This window comes from Alkaliflexus imshenetskii DSM 15055, from assembly GCF_000517065.1.
GTDB lineage: Bacteria > Bacteroidota > Bacteroidia > Bacteroidales > Marinilabiliaceae > Alkaliflexus > Alkaliflexus imshenetskii.
Genome location: NZ_KI912105.1, coordinates 4,050,372 through 4,065,315, shown reverse-complemented (window position 1 = coordinate 4,065,315; position 14,944 = coordinate 4,050,372). Strand labels below are relative to the sequence as shown.

General features: G+C 41.3%; 11 protein-coding genes. 7 read left to right on the top strand and 4 right to left on the bottom strand.

What is annotated here, in order from left to right; genetic code table 11:
* Window positions 1-80: 80 nt before the first annotated feature.
* From ALKIM_RS0116810 to ALKIM_RS0116800, 3 genes are all read right to left on the bottom strand, one after another.
* Window positions 81-1,307: an ammonium transporter gene (locus ALKIM_RS0116810; protein WP_026475666.1), complete on the bottom strand. Its 1,227-nt coding sequence runs from the start codon at window positions 1,305-1,307 to the stop codon at window positions 81-83.
* A gap of 33 nt (window positions 1,308-1,340) precedes the next feature.
* The gene (locus ALKIM_RS0116805; protein ID WP_026475665.1) at window positions 1,341-1,688 is read right to left on the bottom strand and encodes a P-II family nitrogen regulator; all 348 of its coding nucleotides are present in this window, start codon (window positions 1,686-1,688) and stop codon (window positions 1,341-1,343) included.
* Window positions 1,689-1,771: 83 nt separating this feature from the next.
* A complete protein-coding gene (locus tag ALKIM_RS0116800; RefSeq protein ID WP_026475664.1) occupies window positions 1,772-2,434 on the bottom strand; it encodes a TorF family putative porin in 663 nt (220 codons plus the stop codon).
* Window positions 2,435-2,854: 420 nt separating this feature from the next.
* On the opposite strand from ALKIM_RS0116800, the gene ALKIM_RS0116790 reads away from it, so the two are divergent.
* From ALKIM_RS0116790 to ALKIM_RS0116780, 3 genes are all read left to right on the top strand, one after another.
* Window positions 2,855-3,526, top strand: coding sequence for a NigD1/NigD2 family lipoprotein (locus ALKIM_RS0116790; protein ID WP_026475663.1), 672 nt, complete (start codon window positions 2,855-2,857; stop codon window positions 3,524-3,526).
* Between the two features lie 128 nt (window positions 3,527-3,654).
* Complete coding sequence (locus ALKIM_RS0116785) at window positions 3,655-4,479, top strand: mechanosensitive ion channel family protein (RefSeq protein ID WP_026475662.1); 825 nt, start codon at window positions 3,655-3,657, stop codon at window positions 4,477-4,479.
* Window positions 4,480-4,499: 20 nt separating this feature from the next.
* Complete coding sequence (locus ALKIM_RS0116780) at window positions 4,500-5,399, top strand: DUF3078 domain-containing protein (protein WP_026475661.1); 900 nt, start codon at window positions 4,500-4,502, stop codon at window positions 5,397-5,399.
* Window positions 5,400-5,622: 223 nt separating this feature from the next.
* Here the strand turns inward: ALKIM_RS0116780 and ALKIM_RS20285 are convergent, their stop codons facing one another.
* A complete protein-coding gene (locus tag ALKIM_RS20285) occupies window positions 5,623-5,829 on the bottom strand; it encodes a hypothetical protein (RefSeq protein WP_235714460.1) in 207 nt (68 codons plus the stop codon).
* On the opposite strand from ALKIM_RS20285, the gene ALKIM_RS0116775 reads away from it, so the two are divergent.
* The 4 genes from ALKIM_RS0116775 (at window position 5,735) to ALKIM_RS0116760 (ending at window position 14,942) form a co-directional block, all read left to right on the top strand.
* Window positions 5,735-6,316, top strand: a complete 582-nt coding sequence (locus ALKIM_RS0116775) for a lysophospholipid acyltransferase family protein (protein WP_235714459.1) — start codon at window positions 5,735-5,737, stop codon at window positions 6,314-6,316. The genes ALKIM_RS20285 and ALKIM_RS0116775 overlap by 95 nt on opposite strands.
* Before the next feature lie 59 nt (window positions 6,317-6,375).
* Entirely contained in the window at window positions 6,376-8,343 is a 1,968-nt protein-coding gene (locus ALKIM_RS0116770; protein WP_026475659.1) for an OmpA family protein, read from the top strand.
* A 66-nt stretch (window positions 8,344-8,409) separates the two neighbouring features.
* Entirely contained in the window at window positions 8,410-11,322 is a 2,913-nt protein-coding gene (locus tag ALKIM_RS0116765) for a triple tyrosine motif-containing protein (RefSeq protein WP_026475658.1), read from the top strand.
* A 485-nt stretch (window positions 11,323-11,807) separates the two neighbouring features.
* Complete coding sequence (locus tag ALKIM_RS0116760; RefSeq protein ID WP_026475657.1) at window positions 11,808-14,942, top strand: SusC/RagA family TonB-linked outer membrane protein; 3,135 nt, start codon at window positions 11,808-11,810, stop codon at window positions 14,940-14,942.
* Window positions 14,943-14,944 lie beyond the last annotated feature (2 nt).

Here is a 14,944-nt window from a genome sequence, read left to right as displayed (position 1 = left end):
AACAAAAAAGGATTGTCTCCGTTGAGACAATCCCTTTTTGAATTAAAAACCAGGTAAAAAGTTAAAGAACGAATAAATGCTTAGTAGTTGTATGAACTTTGACCGTGTTCGTGAATGTCAAGACCTTCACGTTCTTCTTTTTCAGATACTCTGAGGCCAATGGTTTTCTTGAGAATGGTAAAGAGAATATAGGTTGTTCCAAGAGCCCATGCGGCAACTGCTAATACGCCAATGGTTTGTATTCCTAGTTGCGACCATCCGCCACCATAAAACAGACCTTCTTCCACAGCAAACAAGCCCACTGCAATGGTTCCAAAAGCACCGTTTAGTCCGTGAACTGTAATTGCACCTACAGGGTCGTCAATTCTAAGTACTTTGTCGATAAGCTCGATTCCAAATACCAGAACAAAGCCAGAAAGAATACCAATAATAACAGCACCACCAGGAGAAACCACATCACAACCGGCAGTAATGGCAACTAAACCGCCAAGTGCACCGTTGAGTGTCAGAGAGAGGTCGGGTTTTCCGTAACGCTTCCAGGTTATAAACATGGTGACAATGGCACCTGCAGCTGCTGACAAGTTGGTTGTTACAAAAATGTGTGCGATGTCTTTAACATTGTCGCCTGAAGCGCCAAGTGTTGAACCGGGGTTAAATCCGAACCAGCCTAGCCAGAGAATAAATACCCCGAGCGCACCAATTACCATGTTATGACCAGGTATTGCATTGGTTTTTCCATTGTATTTGCCAATACGGGGGCCAAGAATTGCTGCTCCGGTTAATGCTGCCCATCCACCAACAGAGTGCACAACGGTTGAGCCTGCGAAGTCCATAAATCCAAGTTCTCCCAACCATCCGTCGCCCCATACCCAGTGGCCTGAAATGGGATAAATAACCATTGTGATTACCAGTGAGAAAATAAGGTAGGTGCTGAATTTTGTACGTTCAGCCATAGCTCCTGAGGCGATTGTGGCTGCAGTTGCAGCAAATACCGTTTGGAAGATGAGGATTGCCATATCTGGCACATCGTTGCCGTACTCAGCAGTGAATAAGAAGTTGATGCCTCCTATAAATCCACCAATTGAAGGTCCAAACATGATGCTGAATCCAACAAACCAGAAAACAAGAGAACCAATTGAAAAATCCATGAAGTTTTTCATGATGATGTTTCCAACGTTTTTGGCTCTGGTGAAACCGGCTTCTACCATTGCAAAACCTGCTTGCATAAAAAATACCAGAACTGCTGCTAGTAATACCCATACGGTATCTATGGAGACGTTTATTGCTTCTAAATGTATAGTATCCATGACTTTTTGTTTTAAATAGGTTTAGGTTACTCTTTACTTTTTGATATAGAGGGTCTCAGGGCCAGCTTCACCGGTACGAATTCGGTATGTGTTTTCCACATCGGTGATAAAAATGCGGCCATCGCCCACATCTCCTGTTCTGGCAGCCATAATAATGGCTTGTACAGTTTTGTCCACATTCTCATCGCGAACGATTATCGAAAGCAATCGTCGTTCAATGATGCTTGTGTCGTACACTGTGCCACGATAAAGGTGGGGTTCCAGCGCAGTGCCAACGCCGCGTACATCCCAGTATGAAAAGAAAGTGATGTCTTGGTCGGCAAGAGCCTTTCTTACATCTTCATATTTTGTGAGTCTGATAATAGCATCAATCTTTTTCATGGTGTTTGTTTTTGAAAGGTTAATGGGAGCCCGATATTCAGATGCTGAATGGTGTGAATATCGGGCATGGTTTAGTTTGTGGATTAGAATGAGACACCCACAACAAGGTGAAGTTGTTCTGTGTTTGGGTTTAGAATTACCGATCCGCTCATAGGGATTGAGAAACTGTCGGTAATTTTTATGTCTTTTGATGTGCCTATTCCCATATTTACCACCTGGAAGTTGCCATTGGTGGTATGCCATCCGTCACCCGCTCCAAGAAAGAGACTTAATAGTCCAGTACTGTATCCTACTTCAAAGTAGACATCTCCGCCTTCGGCCCCGGCACCATCCCTGGAGTCGTTCACTATGTAATTGCCGCTAAACGAGAAGCCTGATACTTCATAACCCAGGTTTAGCTCAATTGCATGGCTAGAAACACCTTTGTCTAACTCAAACCAGGATGTGCCGGGGTAATAGTATGAAGTAGCCCCAATGCTTAATCCGAAGTCGAAACTGTAAGAAGCATAAAGGTCTGCTTCTGCAAACTCTCCGAAGGCGCCATTGCCGGTGGAATAAGCTCCCCAAGCGCCAATGGTGAAATTACCGGCGTTAAATTCAATGGTTGGCTGTAAGCTGGGTGATGCTCCAAAATCAACACCTCTAAAAACGTAGCGGTTGAAAAAATCCAATCCAACGTTTAGCTCTTGGGCTTTAGCTCCTGTTAGGAACAATACCCCTACTGTAAGAATTAAAAGCTTTTTCATGGTACGGTAGTGTTTAGTTAATAATTAGGTATGTTGGTTGTAATAATAGGTTGTTTTTTGTGACACCCCCTATGTTTTATAGGTGTTATGCTGCAAATGTATGTTATTTTTTAATTTACCCCCTAAAAAACAATGTGAAAAAATCTAAAAATGATAAATTTTTTAATCAAAGCATCGAAAACAAGGGGGGTATGATTTAAAATTCTGCGCTATTTATGATAGTTATGGTGAAAAATAGGGGGTGTTGATGTTTATTGTGCTATTTGGAATTCGATAAGTAATAAATTGGGTTTAAAATTGCTTTTATATAGAAGTGGCTTGTTTTGATGTGATAAAGCAGTGTCAATAAAATTTGCAAATAGCAAGCAACCATTTTACTTTAGTAGCGTCATCAGTAAAAACCATTAAACTTTTTATATTATGTGTAGAAGATATTTGTTCTCCTTACTGATTCTTTTTTCAGCTTTGCTTGCCTCTTGCTCAATCGACAATGATGCAGAAGTTTATTATCTCCAACTGGGCGTGGTTAAAGGTAATAGCGCCTCTACCTTCATGATTGAAACTGACGGAGGGAAGATTCTTCGGCCGGTTCAGTACCCCATGAACTATGAAATCTCTGCTGGTAAGCGGGTTTTGGTAAGGTATGCCTTGGTTAGTACCGTAGAGGATCAGGTTTATGATCATACTGTAAGAATAGAATCTATTCAAAATGTACTAACCAAAAATCTGATTCATGCCAACGAAACTGTCAGAGACACAATTGGAAATGATCCGGTAAGAATTGTTGACGCCTGGATATCGAAAGATTATTTGAATGTGGAGTTCATTTTTTGGGGATACAATAAACCTCACTATTTCGATCTGGTTTTTGATTCTGAAAAGCAAGATAAACCTGGTTTTATAGCACTGGATTTTCATCATAACATGAAAAATGATCTGTCGTACTCTCAGTTTCGTGGCTTAATAAGTTTCTCGATTGAGGAACTGCAAGACGAGCAGCTGACCAGTATCAAAGTGTTGTTCCGTGCTAAGGACGACTCCTTCAAATCCAAGGAGTTGACATATAAGTATGTGGATGAAGAGACGAATTAAATATTCATAAAGTCTTTGTGAATTTAAAAACGCCCCATCTCAGGGCGTTTTTTTTTATCTTGAAATTGGCGGTTAATAAATGATTTCCGGATATTTATGATTATTAATCATTTAATATTCTAAAAAAAATGGAAGATATTACATCTTATTTACCCGACCCAAATCTGGCTTGGGAACTGGTGATAACCTACGGCACCCAGCTTTTATTGTCGTTGATTACTCTGGTTGTTGGTTTATGGCTTATTGGCCGATTGGTAAAAGTTCTACGCCGCGTATTTTCGAAACGTTCTTTTGAACCCACCTTACAAACATTTTTGTTAAGCCTGGTGTCCATCACGCTTAAAGTGTTGCTGTTGATTACCGTTGTGTCAATGGTAGGTGTTCAGATGACCTCATTTATAGCGTTGTTGGGAGCTGCCGGTTTGGCCTTTGGCCTGGCATTGTCGGGTACGCTACAGAATTTTGCAGGAGGGGTAATGTTGTTGATTTTTAAGCCTTTTAAGGTTGGTGATTTCATTGATGCGCAAGGATATATGGGAACTGTTAAAGAGATACAGATTTTTCATACCATACTAAATACACCAGACAAAAAAACTGTAGTTATACCAAATGGCGGCTTAAGCACTGGCGCACTTACCAATTTTTCGGCTGAGCCGGTTCGACGGGTAGAATGGACTTTTGGTATTAGTTACTCGGATGACATAGATACGGCGCGTGCAATAATTATGGAAGTGCTGAATTCAGACGTTAGGATATTGCCTGACCCTGCGCCATTTGTTGGATTGATTAAACTCAACGATAGTTCAGTTGATCTTGTTACAAGGGTATGGGTTAACTCTCCCGATTTCTGGGATGTGTTTTTCTCTGTGAACGAAAGAGTTAAAAAAGCATTTGATGCAGGTGGTATATCTATTCCTTTTCCTCAACGCGACGTGCACATTATTCAGAAATAGTAAAAAACAACACAATTATTATGAAAAAGTTAACCGCAATTCTAACCTTGAGTCTACTCTGTTTATCCATTATGGTGTTTGCTGAGGAACCGGCCGATACTACCTCAAACTGGAAAAAGGGAGGAGATATGTCGCTCACCTTTTCACAAGTATCACTCAAGAACTGGTCTGCCGGAGGAAAAAACAGCATGTCAGGGACATTTCTCCTTAATGCATTTGCCAACTATAAGAAGAACAAGAGCGCCTGGGACAATTCTCTGCTTACGGGGTATGGTCTCACGCGACAAGGCTCAGAGAATGCAATTAAAACGGAAGACCGTATTCTTGTTACATCCAAATATGGGTATTCCGCCGGGGGAGCTTGGTTTTATTCAGGCTTACTTGATTTACGCACCCAACTTACTACCGGATATCAAGATCCACCGGAAAATACAAAAACCATCTCTGAGTTTTTCGCTCCTGCCTATGTGTTGTTTTCATTGGGGATGGATTACAAACCTAACGATGAGTTCTCGATGTATATTTCACCCGTTACCGGAAAGCTGACCTTGGTTTTGGACGATGCCCTTTCAAACGAAGGTGCTTATGGCGTAGATCCAGGCGATAAATCCAGAGGTGAATTTGGTGCATCCATAAAGTCGGTTTACAGAAAAAGTAATCTTGTGAAAAATGTTGACTTCTTTACCCGATTGGATCTTTTCTCTAATTTAACTGAAAATCCGGAGCATATTGATGTGGACTGGGAAGGTCGTCTGAATTTTAAATTCAACAGCTACCTATCAGCGGTATTTGCAGTGAATCTGCTATATGATCATGATATGAAACATATCGAATATGATCAGGATAACAATCGAATTGTGCGGGGCGCTCGTGTTCAGACCAAGCAACTATTGGGTCTTGCTCTGAATTTCAAGTTCTAAAAGTTCTTTGCCGTATATTTTATAGAGAGGGGGATATGCACACAAACGCATGTCCCTTTTTTATATTACTACTGAACAATTACTTTTATACACAAATCGTTGCTTAATATGGAGCGACAATAGCTATAATTGCTATTTTTGAGACCAAAGAGTGCTTATACTCTAATTAAACCTGGAATTATATGCTGAATAAGCCCTTATCTCCCTTCTTATATTGGTTGTATCAACCATACAAATGGTTGATATTTATACCGTTAATGCTTGTAAATTCCATTTTTTTTGCAACTTTAGCAGCCTTGTTTTCACTTGTTGTTTCCCCTGCATCCGGCAGCTTTATGGGTAAATGCTGGGCACGAGTAACTTGCTGGATTACGCCAATACGTGTTTTTGTTACAGGAAATGAGAATATTAAAAAAAATAAATCGTACATTATTGTTTCAAATCACCAAACAGGTTTTGATATTTTTTTACTCTATGGATATTTTCCAATAGATTTCAGATGGATAATGAAAAAGGAGTTGCGCAAACTGCCATTTATTGGGTTTGCGAGTGAAAAGGTTGGACATATATTTATCGACCGGTCGTCGCCCAGAGCCGCTATGCAGTCACTATCGGAGGCGAAAAAGAAGCTGGTAAACGGCAATTCTGTACTTATATTTCCGGAAGGCACCCGAAGTAGGAACAAAGAGATGCGTCCATTTAAGAAAGGCGCATTCAAATTGGCATTTGAGCTTGGACTCGACATATTACCTGTAACCATAAAGGAGAGTTACAATATTAAGAGAGAGGGGTTTATGAATATTGTACCTGGTAGGGCAGGACTTGTCATACATCCTATGATAGATACGGCTTCATACAATGGAGATATTGATGGATTGATGGCTAAAACCAGAGACGTGTTGGGTTCTGCTCTTTAAAATATCAGTTCCGTTGTTTAGGCCATTTGCCAGTTTTCAGGTTTTAAAATTTTTATTTCATGCAAAGAGGAATTATTCTATTGGTGTTTTTACTCTTTTCTGCTGTTCTATCCGTGGCACAGGAGCGTTTAACGAGTAAAAACAAAGTGGCAGTGCGATTGTATGAAGATGCCCGCAAGCATTATGGCATGGGGCGTGCCAATGAAGCGGCTGAAGCGCTTTATCAAGCCATCGACAGGGATCCCAAATTTATTGAGGCATACCTTGTTCTTGGCGATATCTACAATACCCAAAAGGAATACCTTAAGGAGATGGAGATATTAAAAAAGGCGGTTGCCATTGATTCAATGTTTTTTCCGGCTACCATCCTGAATATTGGTGTAGCTGCATTTAATGCCGGCCATTATAGTGATGCGCTTGAATGGTTTGAGCGATACCGATGGCGTTTTAGTGACGACCGCTCTGCTGCAAGGGTTAAGGATTGGATCGACCGCACCCGTTTTTCTCTTGAAGCTGTTGGAAATGCATACGACATTCAACTGGTATCAGCAGGCGATGGCGTCAACAGTATATATGATGAGTATTGGCCTAGCCTAACTGCTGATGAACAAACGATGGTATTCACAGTTCTGGTACCTCGTAACCCGCAATTGTTTCTTGAGCGAGAGCTTCCAAAATCTGCGTTGTATTTTCATGAGGATTTTTTCGTATCGAACCGTGATTTGAATGGACAGTGGCTTCCGCGTAATCCGTTGCCCGGGGAGATAAACACATCTGGAAATGAGGGAGCGCAAACACTTTCGGCCGATGGTAATTGGATGTTCTTCACTGCTTGTGGTCGTCCGGATGGTCGAGGGAGTTGCGATATCTACTTCTCCTATAAAACCGATCGCGGCTGGAGCGAGGCGGTTAATTTAGGCTCTCCGGTAAATACACCTTACTGGGAAAGTCAACCTTCCTTTTCATCCGATGGACGAACTCTCCTCTTTGTAAGCAACCGTCCAGGAGGTAGAGGCGGAAAAGATATTTGGCAGGCTACGCTGCAAAGTTTTAAGAGCGATGGAACACCTGTTTTTGGCGATGTGGTAAACCTTGGGCAAAATATTAACACGCCAAAAGATGAGAACTCTCCATTTCTGCATCACGATAACAACACACTCTATTTTGCCTCCGAAGGATGGCCCGGTATGGGTGGGATGGATCTCTTTTTTAGCCGCCGCAGCCTTAATGGTGAGTGGCGCACTCCGGTTAATCTAGGGTATCCAATTAATACACCCGGAGATGAAATCGGGCTGGTGATAAACGCTCGTGGAAACAGAGCCTACTTCTCGAGCGATGGCCGGGAGGCAGATAATAAGAGCAAGAATATCTACAGTTTTAACCTTCCCGCACCATTGCAACCGGCTCCGGTTCTATATGTGAAGGGACGTGTGTTTGATGCCGAAACCGGCGAAACCTTACCTGCTGATTTTGAACTGAAAGATCTTGCTTCGGGCAGGGTAGTTGTTACCACCCAGAGCAATAAGTTCTCTGGAGAGTTTCTCGTTTGTTTGCCCTTAGGAGGACGTTATGCGTTTAAAGCAGACCACCCAGGATACATGTTTTATTCCGGACACTTCGACCTTCACAAAGATCACTCATTGGATAAGCCATACCAGTTGGATATTGGACTACAACCCATACGCCAGGGTGTTAAAATGACATTGGAGAATATCTTCTTCGAAACCAATTCGTTCGAACTACAGGCTCAGTCAAAAATTGAACTGGACGGACTTGTGAAATTTTTGAAGGACAACAAAGGTGTACGCATATTGATTGGCGGACATACAGATAATGTTGGGCAGGCTGCTTATAATCAAAGGCTCTCGGAGAACAGGGCAGAGTCTGTTTTAAATTATCTTGTGTTGAGCGGTATAAGCAAGGATAGACTGCAATTTCAAGGCTTTGGCATGAATCAACCGGTTGCAGATAATGCTACTGAGGCAGGACGTGCTAAAAACCGAAGAACCGAAATTACCATATTGTAAAACAAGAAGTGTTAGTTCCGATATTTCTTGTTATAGCGTTTAAATTGTTACGGAATTTAAAATTGTATGAATAAATACAGAAGACTCATCATCAGTTTTTGGATTGTACTATTGGCATTGGTTTCATCCAGTGTGCAGATGTTGGCCGATGTGCCAATTTTTGGTATTCCCGAGATACAGTACTTTAATCGTAGAAATTATCATGCAGGCACCCAGAATTGGAGCATTTCACAGGCAGATAATGGCCTTATTTATTCTGCAAACAACGATGGAATTCTTGAATTTGACGGCACTAGATGGCGTTTGCTCCCCCGAATCAATAACAATATTGTCCGTGCAGTATTAGCCTATAAAGATAAGGTGTATGTAGGTGCATATAATGATTTTGGATATTTTGAGTATAATGGTGAGAATGACCTTGAATACAAATCACTGGCTGATACGGAGGAGCTTTCTGGTTTGGGGGATATCTGGAATGTCATTCCTTATGGAGATATTATGGTTTTTCAGGCCGACAGGGGGTTGGTTCTTTATCATCCAAATCGCGAAAAAACCTTGGTTAAGGCACGAAGCCGCATTTCCAGTGCTTTTGTTGCAAATGGGTTGCTTTTAATGTATGATGAAGTTGCCGGTTTATTGGAGCTTCGCCAAAACAACCTTTTTGAGGTGCCTGGTGGCGACTATTTCGCTGGTAAGAGCATTGGAGCCATTCTTCCGCTAAACAGCAGGGAGGTGCTCATCGCAACCATTACGCACGGCCTCTATGTTTGGGATTACCGAACTTTTACCAAATGGAATGTTCCGGCTGCCGAATTCCTACGTACAGCAAATGTTTTTTGTGGAATAGAGTATGGTGAGAATGAATTGGCTTTTGGAACCATTCAATCGGGTGTAGTTGTGACCGATAAAAATGGTCAAATTAATATGATGGTGAATAAAGAGAGGGGATTGCAAAACAATACCGTTCTTGGAATTTCGTATGATAAAGAAGGAAATATCTGGGCTGGCCTGGATAATGGAATTGCGCGAATTGCCTATAATTCAACCGTCAGTTTTATACAAGGCTATTACGACATAGGAACAGGTTATACATTTGAATTACATAACAATAGAATTTATCTGGGTACAAATCAGGCGTTGTATAGCATAGATTATGAGTTGTTTAAGAAGCCTATAAAGGATAAGAATAACTTCAGACGGATAACTGGCACCAGCGGACAGGTTTGGTCATTATTTACCGATAAGGATGGAATTCTCCTTTGTGGTCATAATTCCGGCGTGTTTCAAATCAATGGCGATGACGTTCGCCAGATAACGCCAACAAATATAGTTGGAGCCTGGATATTTCGTTATCCTCCGGGACGAGATGATATATTACTTGTAGGTTCATATAATGGCATACTTCTGCTCGAGAAAGTAAATAACCGATGGGTATATAGAAAGATGCTGGAAGGATTTAAAGAGTCGGCCAGATTTATGGAGTGGGATACGAATGGCTCACTTTGGGTTACGCATGGTGCGCTGGGCGTATTTCGTATCTTCTTTGACAAGAATTATGGTGAAATCACTAAAGTAGATCGCTTCAAAGAAGCCAGAGGGTTAAAAGAGGGTGCCGAATTAACTGTAACCTTAGTGAACCAGGAAGTTGTATTTAGTTCTACAGAGGGAATTTTTGGTTACGACAATGCTTCTGAAAGTTTCTACCGTCATGGGTTAAACAGCTATTTTTTTCAGGATGGATATCCTGTTAAGATGCAAAGCGATCGCTATATGAATATCTGGTACTTTACCCAAACAAGTGTTGGCGTAATGCGCCGGTTAGAAGATGGCAGCTACTCACGTGTTACAATACCATTTCTGCCGATTCAGGGCAGACTGGTGAATGGATTTGAGTTCTTAAAAGAGATTGACGAGAAGAATGTGTTAATTGGGGTGGAGGATGGGTTTGCCCATTACTCAGTAAATGAGACAAAAAACTTTTTAAAGCCTTTCCGTGCACACATACGCGGATTCAAGCACCAGGGAGAGCAAATGGCTTACTTCCTTTCCACCATGGAACCCGAACAATCTTTTGTTCCGCAATGGCCGTTTAAAAACAACGCTTTTGAAGTACATTATTCCGCTACTCATTTTGAAACTGATTTGGTTAGGTATGCAACCTATCTGGAGGGACTGGATGAAGATTGGAGTGATTTTTCTCTTTCAAATCAAAGACAGTTTACAAATATTCGGGAGGGCGACTATGTGTTCTGGGTTAAAGCCAGTAATATTTTTGGCGTAGAAACAGAGCCCGTTGGATTTAAGTTCACTGTATTACCACCCTGGTATCGAACCGCTGCTGCGCATATTATTTATGGTGTGTTTGTTTTTATCCTACTCATCGGCTCCTGGTATCTGTTGATGTGGCTGCTTGAGCGAAGCAAGACGCTTGAACTGCAAAAACAAGAAGAAAAATTCCGGATTACTGAGGAGAAACTCAGGAATGAAGCCCTCGAAAATGAAAAGGAGATGATTCGACTCAGAAACGAGAAATTGCGCAATGAAATGCTCTTTAAGGAGAAAGAGTTGGCCAACTCAACCATGAACATCATTCAAAAGAATGAGTTTTTGGTTAAAATTAAAGAGGAACTTCTCAAGATTTTACGATATCGTGACTATTCGGGTGTAGAGAAGAAGATAAATGACATTGTGAGGAAAATTGATCGTGATATCGATAATGAATCACATTGGGAGGTGTTTGAACTTCATTTGGAGCAGGTGCACGAAGACTTTCTGAAACGACTCAGGGAGATGTTTCCGGATCTGACATCCAAAGAACAGAAATTATGCGCCTATTTGAGAATGGATATGCCATCTAAAGAGATTTCATCACTTATGAATATAAGTGTTCGCGCGGTTGAAAACAATCGTTATAAACTGCGTAAAAAGCTTGGTTTGGATGGGGGAGATAATCTTTCAGATTTTATTATGAGTATATAAACAAAGAAGTATACAGACCTTAATAGCTGTATTAAGAATGGAAGAGCTCATTGCAAGTATTTGCAGTGGGCTTTTTTTCTTTAAGATATCTGCATCTCTGTTGTCATCTTGTTGTTAGGGTATAATGCACAAAATGAAAAATGGCAGAATGTTTTAGAAAGGATGAGTGTTAAAAAATAATGAATATTGGTATGGGGATAAAATGGTTCGTGAGAGGTGCAAGATGAGTTGCCGTTATAAAAAACGTGTATCATTAAGTTGTTGTAATTTAAGAGTATGCGTTTTTTGTGGTGAGTTTTTTGTGATGTGTTTAGAGGGATGTTGTGATGTTTTTGTGAACTTATTAATTAGTTCTTATTAACAGTTGATTGTAGATTTGCTTCGTGATTTAAGTTTTTTAAACAATTATGATTTCGAAAAGCATTACATGTCGAATGGTAATAAACATGAACATTCACAAACAACTAAAATCAAATCTCTAATTTATGAAAAAAACGCTAGGACTATTATTTCTGATGATGCTGACCACCATGCTGGTCGCTCAGGAAGTCACCGTTACAGGGCGTGTGACAGGTAAAGCAGATGGTCTCCCAATACCGGGAGTCAGTGTGATGCAGAAAGGAACTGCCAGAGGTACAATTACCGACATTAATGGTAATTATAGTTTGGTAACCGAACAGGGAAGTACCTTATTATATTCGTTTATTGGTATGACTACCCGCGAAGTTTTGGTAACATCTACAGTTATCAATGTAGAATTGACAGATGCCTTTACTGATTTGGACGAGGTGATTGTGGTAGGTTACGGCGTACAAAAAAGGAGCGTTGTAACTGCTGCTATAAGCCGGGTAAGTGCTGAAGATTTGAGTAACTCTAAACCATCACGTATTGAGGATGTGTTAAAAGGAAAAGTTTCCGGAGTTCAAATTACTCAGAGTTCTGGTCAGCCTGGTTCTGATTCAAAGGTTAGGATTAGAGGTATTGGTACGGTTAACAACAGTGAGCCTCTTTATATTGTTGATGGTATGGCAGTAGACGGTGGTATCCGGTATCTGAACCCTACCGATATTCAATCTGTTGAGATTTTGAAAGATGCCGCCTCTGCCGCAGTTTACGGAGCGCGTGCTGCCAACGGCGTTATTCTTGTGACCACCAAATCGGGTGCTAGCGGTAAAGCTACAGTAAACTACGATTTTTCTTACGGATGGCAAAATCCATGGAAAAAGAAGTCAGTTCTTGATGCTACTGAGTACATGATTATTATGAACGAAGGTTTGAGAAACGATGGTAATGCACCTCGTTACACAAATGATCAAATTGCAGCAGCCGGTAAAGGAACCGACTGGCAGGATGAGACCTTCAATTATGATGCGCCCATACAAAATCATCAGGTAAGCATTCAAGGTGGAACAGACCAAGGTAGCTACTTCCTTTCTTTTGGTTATTTCAATCAGGAAGGTATTGTAGGCGGAAACTATGGAAAATCAAACTACGAGCGTTGGAGTCTTCGTAGCAATAACAACTACACCATTTTCGAAGCCAATGATCGGAGCTTTCTTAATAAGGTTAGAGTTGGTGTAAATGCTGGTTATTCAAGAGTACTCTCTTCATCAATTGATGCCAACTCTGAGTATGGTTCTATTCTTGGTAGTGCGGTTGTGTTTAATCCATTGATTCCTGTTTATGCCGAAGACCCTGCAGCTGTGCTTGCAGCGCGTCCAACAGCCGTAACCGATAGAAATGGAAGAGTTTTCTCATTACCACCTTCTGGTTTTCAGGAAATTGCAAACCCAGTGGCAATGTTGAATGCTCCCCAACACGGACAAGGCAATGAAGATAAATTTGTTTCTACTTTTTGGGGTGAACTGGATGTGGTTGATGGCTTAAAGTTCCGTAGCAGTTACGGTGTGGATCTAGCTTTTTGGGGTACCGATGGCTATACTTTTGAGCATTTTCTTGCTACTCAGGGAAAAAACTTCACCCAAAGCCATGTGTATTCAAATATGCACCGCGGATTTAGATGGCAGGCAGAAAACACCCTTACTTATCAAAAATCATTTAGTGAAAAGCATAACTTCACGTTGCTTGCAGGTCAGTCGGCCATGGAATATACTTATCGCAATCTTTATGGCGATGATTATGATCTGCTTGAAAACGACCCACGTAAAGCCAACATCAATTCAGCTATTGCAGACAGATCATTAGAGCGCACTGCGGGCGGTACAGGAGGTTTCTCTTCCTTAACACTTGCATCTTACTTTGGTCGTTTGGATTATAACTATGATGAGAAGTATATCTTCCAGGCTACTGTGCGTCGTGATGGTTCCTCTAACTTTGGTGCCAATAACAAATGGGCCGTATTCCCATCTTTCTCATTGGGTTGGAATATTACCAATGAATCATTCATGGATGCACGCCCAGAGTTTATTGATAATTTAAGAGTACGTGCAAGTTGGGGTATCAACGGTAACGAGCGCATTGGTCAATTCCGCTACACCAGCTTGATGAGTGGTGGCCAAAACTACTACTATGGTTCTGGAGATTACATGGCCATGCAATATGGTGCCAGTCCTTCACAACTATCCAATCCGGATGTAAAATGGGAAGAAACTGAGCAGATCAACTTTGGTTTTGAAGCTCGTTTGTTCAGAAGTGCACTGACATTTGGCTTCGATTATTTCAAGAAAACCACAACAGGTATGTTGATGGATCAACCCATTCCGATGTACGTTGGAAAAGGTGCTCCAATTGCAAACGCAGGAGATATGGAAAACTCTGGTTTGGAATTTGAATTGGGTTACAGAGGTCGTGCAGGTGAATTCACCTATTTCATCAATGGTAATGCGTCATACCTTACCAATAAATTGATTAAGCTTGGTAATGAATCAGGTGAAGCAATCTATGAAAATGCCGGAGCTACAGGTCTTGGCCCCTATGTTAAGGGTAAAAATGGTGAAGTTTTCCCATTCTTCTATGGCTTTAAAACAGATGGAATTCTTCAGAATCAGGCCGAAGCCGATGCCTACAATGCGACTTATAGCAAAAATGCCCGTCCCGGCGACGTTCGTTTTGTGGATTACAACAACGATGGAAAAATTGACGATGATGACCGTACCAAAATTGGTAAAGGTATGCCCGATTGGACTTATGGTATAAATCTGGGTGCTGAATGGAAGAATTTCGACTTAAGTATGTTCTTCCAGGGAGCTATTGGCAATGATATTTTTGATTATTCGATGCGTGGTGATATTCCTGCCATGAATCGTCCGGCATGGATACTTGATCGTTGGACTGGCGAAGGAACAAGCAATCGCTTACCTCGAATGACTAACGCAAACCCCAATGGTAACTGGGCGTCTTCAGACCTATATATTAAAGATGGTTCATACCTGCGCCTGAAAAATATCCAGTTGGGATACACGCTGCCAAACGCCATTAGCCGTTCAGTGTCTATTCAAAAGTTCAGAGTGTATGTGGCAGCCGAAAACTTGCTGACATTTACCAGCTATGACGGTTTTGATCCTGAAATTGCCTCAGGAGGTTATACCACAATTGGTATCGACCGCGGTATTTATCCGCAAGCCAGAACCATTTCTCTGGGTGCCAACATTACTTTTTAATT

What these genes read in the sequence shown, in the direction of transcription:
- ALKIM_RS0116810 (WP_026475666.1), bottom strand. Translation starts at nt 1,307, where the DNA reads ATGGATACTATACATTTAGAAGCAATAAACGTCTCCATAGATACCGTA.
- ALKIM_RS0116805 (WP_026475665.1), bottom strand. Translation starts at nt 1,688, where the DNA reads ATGAAAAAGATTGATGCTATTATCAGACTCACAAAATATGAAGATGTA.
- ALKIM_RS0116800 (WP_026475664.1), bottom strand. Translation starts at nt 2,434, where the DNA reads ATGAAAAAGCTTTTAATTCTTACAGTAGGGGTATTGTTCCTAACAGGA.
- ALKIM_RS0116790 (WP_026475663.1), top strand. Translation starts at nt 2,855, where the DNA reads ATGTGTAGAAGATATTTGTTCTCCTTACTGATTCTTTTTTCAGCTTTG.
- ALKIM_RS0116785 (WP_026475662.1), top strand. Translation starts at nt 3,655, where the DNA reads ATGGAAGATATTACATCTTATTTACCCGACCCAAATCTGGCTTGGGAA.
- ALKIM_RS0116780 (WP_026475661.1), top strand. Translation starts at nt 4,500, where the DNA reads ATGAAAAAGTTAACCGCAATTCTAACCTTGAGTCTACTCTGTTTATCC.
- ALKIM_RS0116775 (WP_235714459.1), top strand. Translation starts at nt 5,735, where the DNA reads ATGGGTAAATGCTGGGCACGAGTAACTTGCTGGATTACGCCAATACGT.
- ALKIM_RS20285 (WP_235714460.1), bottom strand. Translation starts at nt 5,829, where the DNA reads ATGTACGATTTATTTTTTTTAATATTCTCATTTCCTGTAACAAAAACA.
- ALKIM_RS0116770 (WP_026475659.1), top strand. Translation starts at nt 6,376, where the DNA reads ATGCAAAGAGGAATTATTCTATTGGTGTTTTTACTCTTTTCTGCTGTT.
- ALKIM_RS0116765 (WP_026475658.1), top strand. Translation starts at nt 8,410, where the DNA reads ATGAATAAATACAGAAGACTCATCATCAGTTTTTGGATTGTACTATTG.
- ALKIM_RS0116760 (WP_026475657.1), top strand. Translation starts at nt 11,808, where the DNA reads ATGAAAAAAACGCTAGGACTATTATTTCTGATGATGCTGACCACCATG.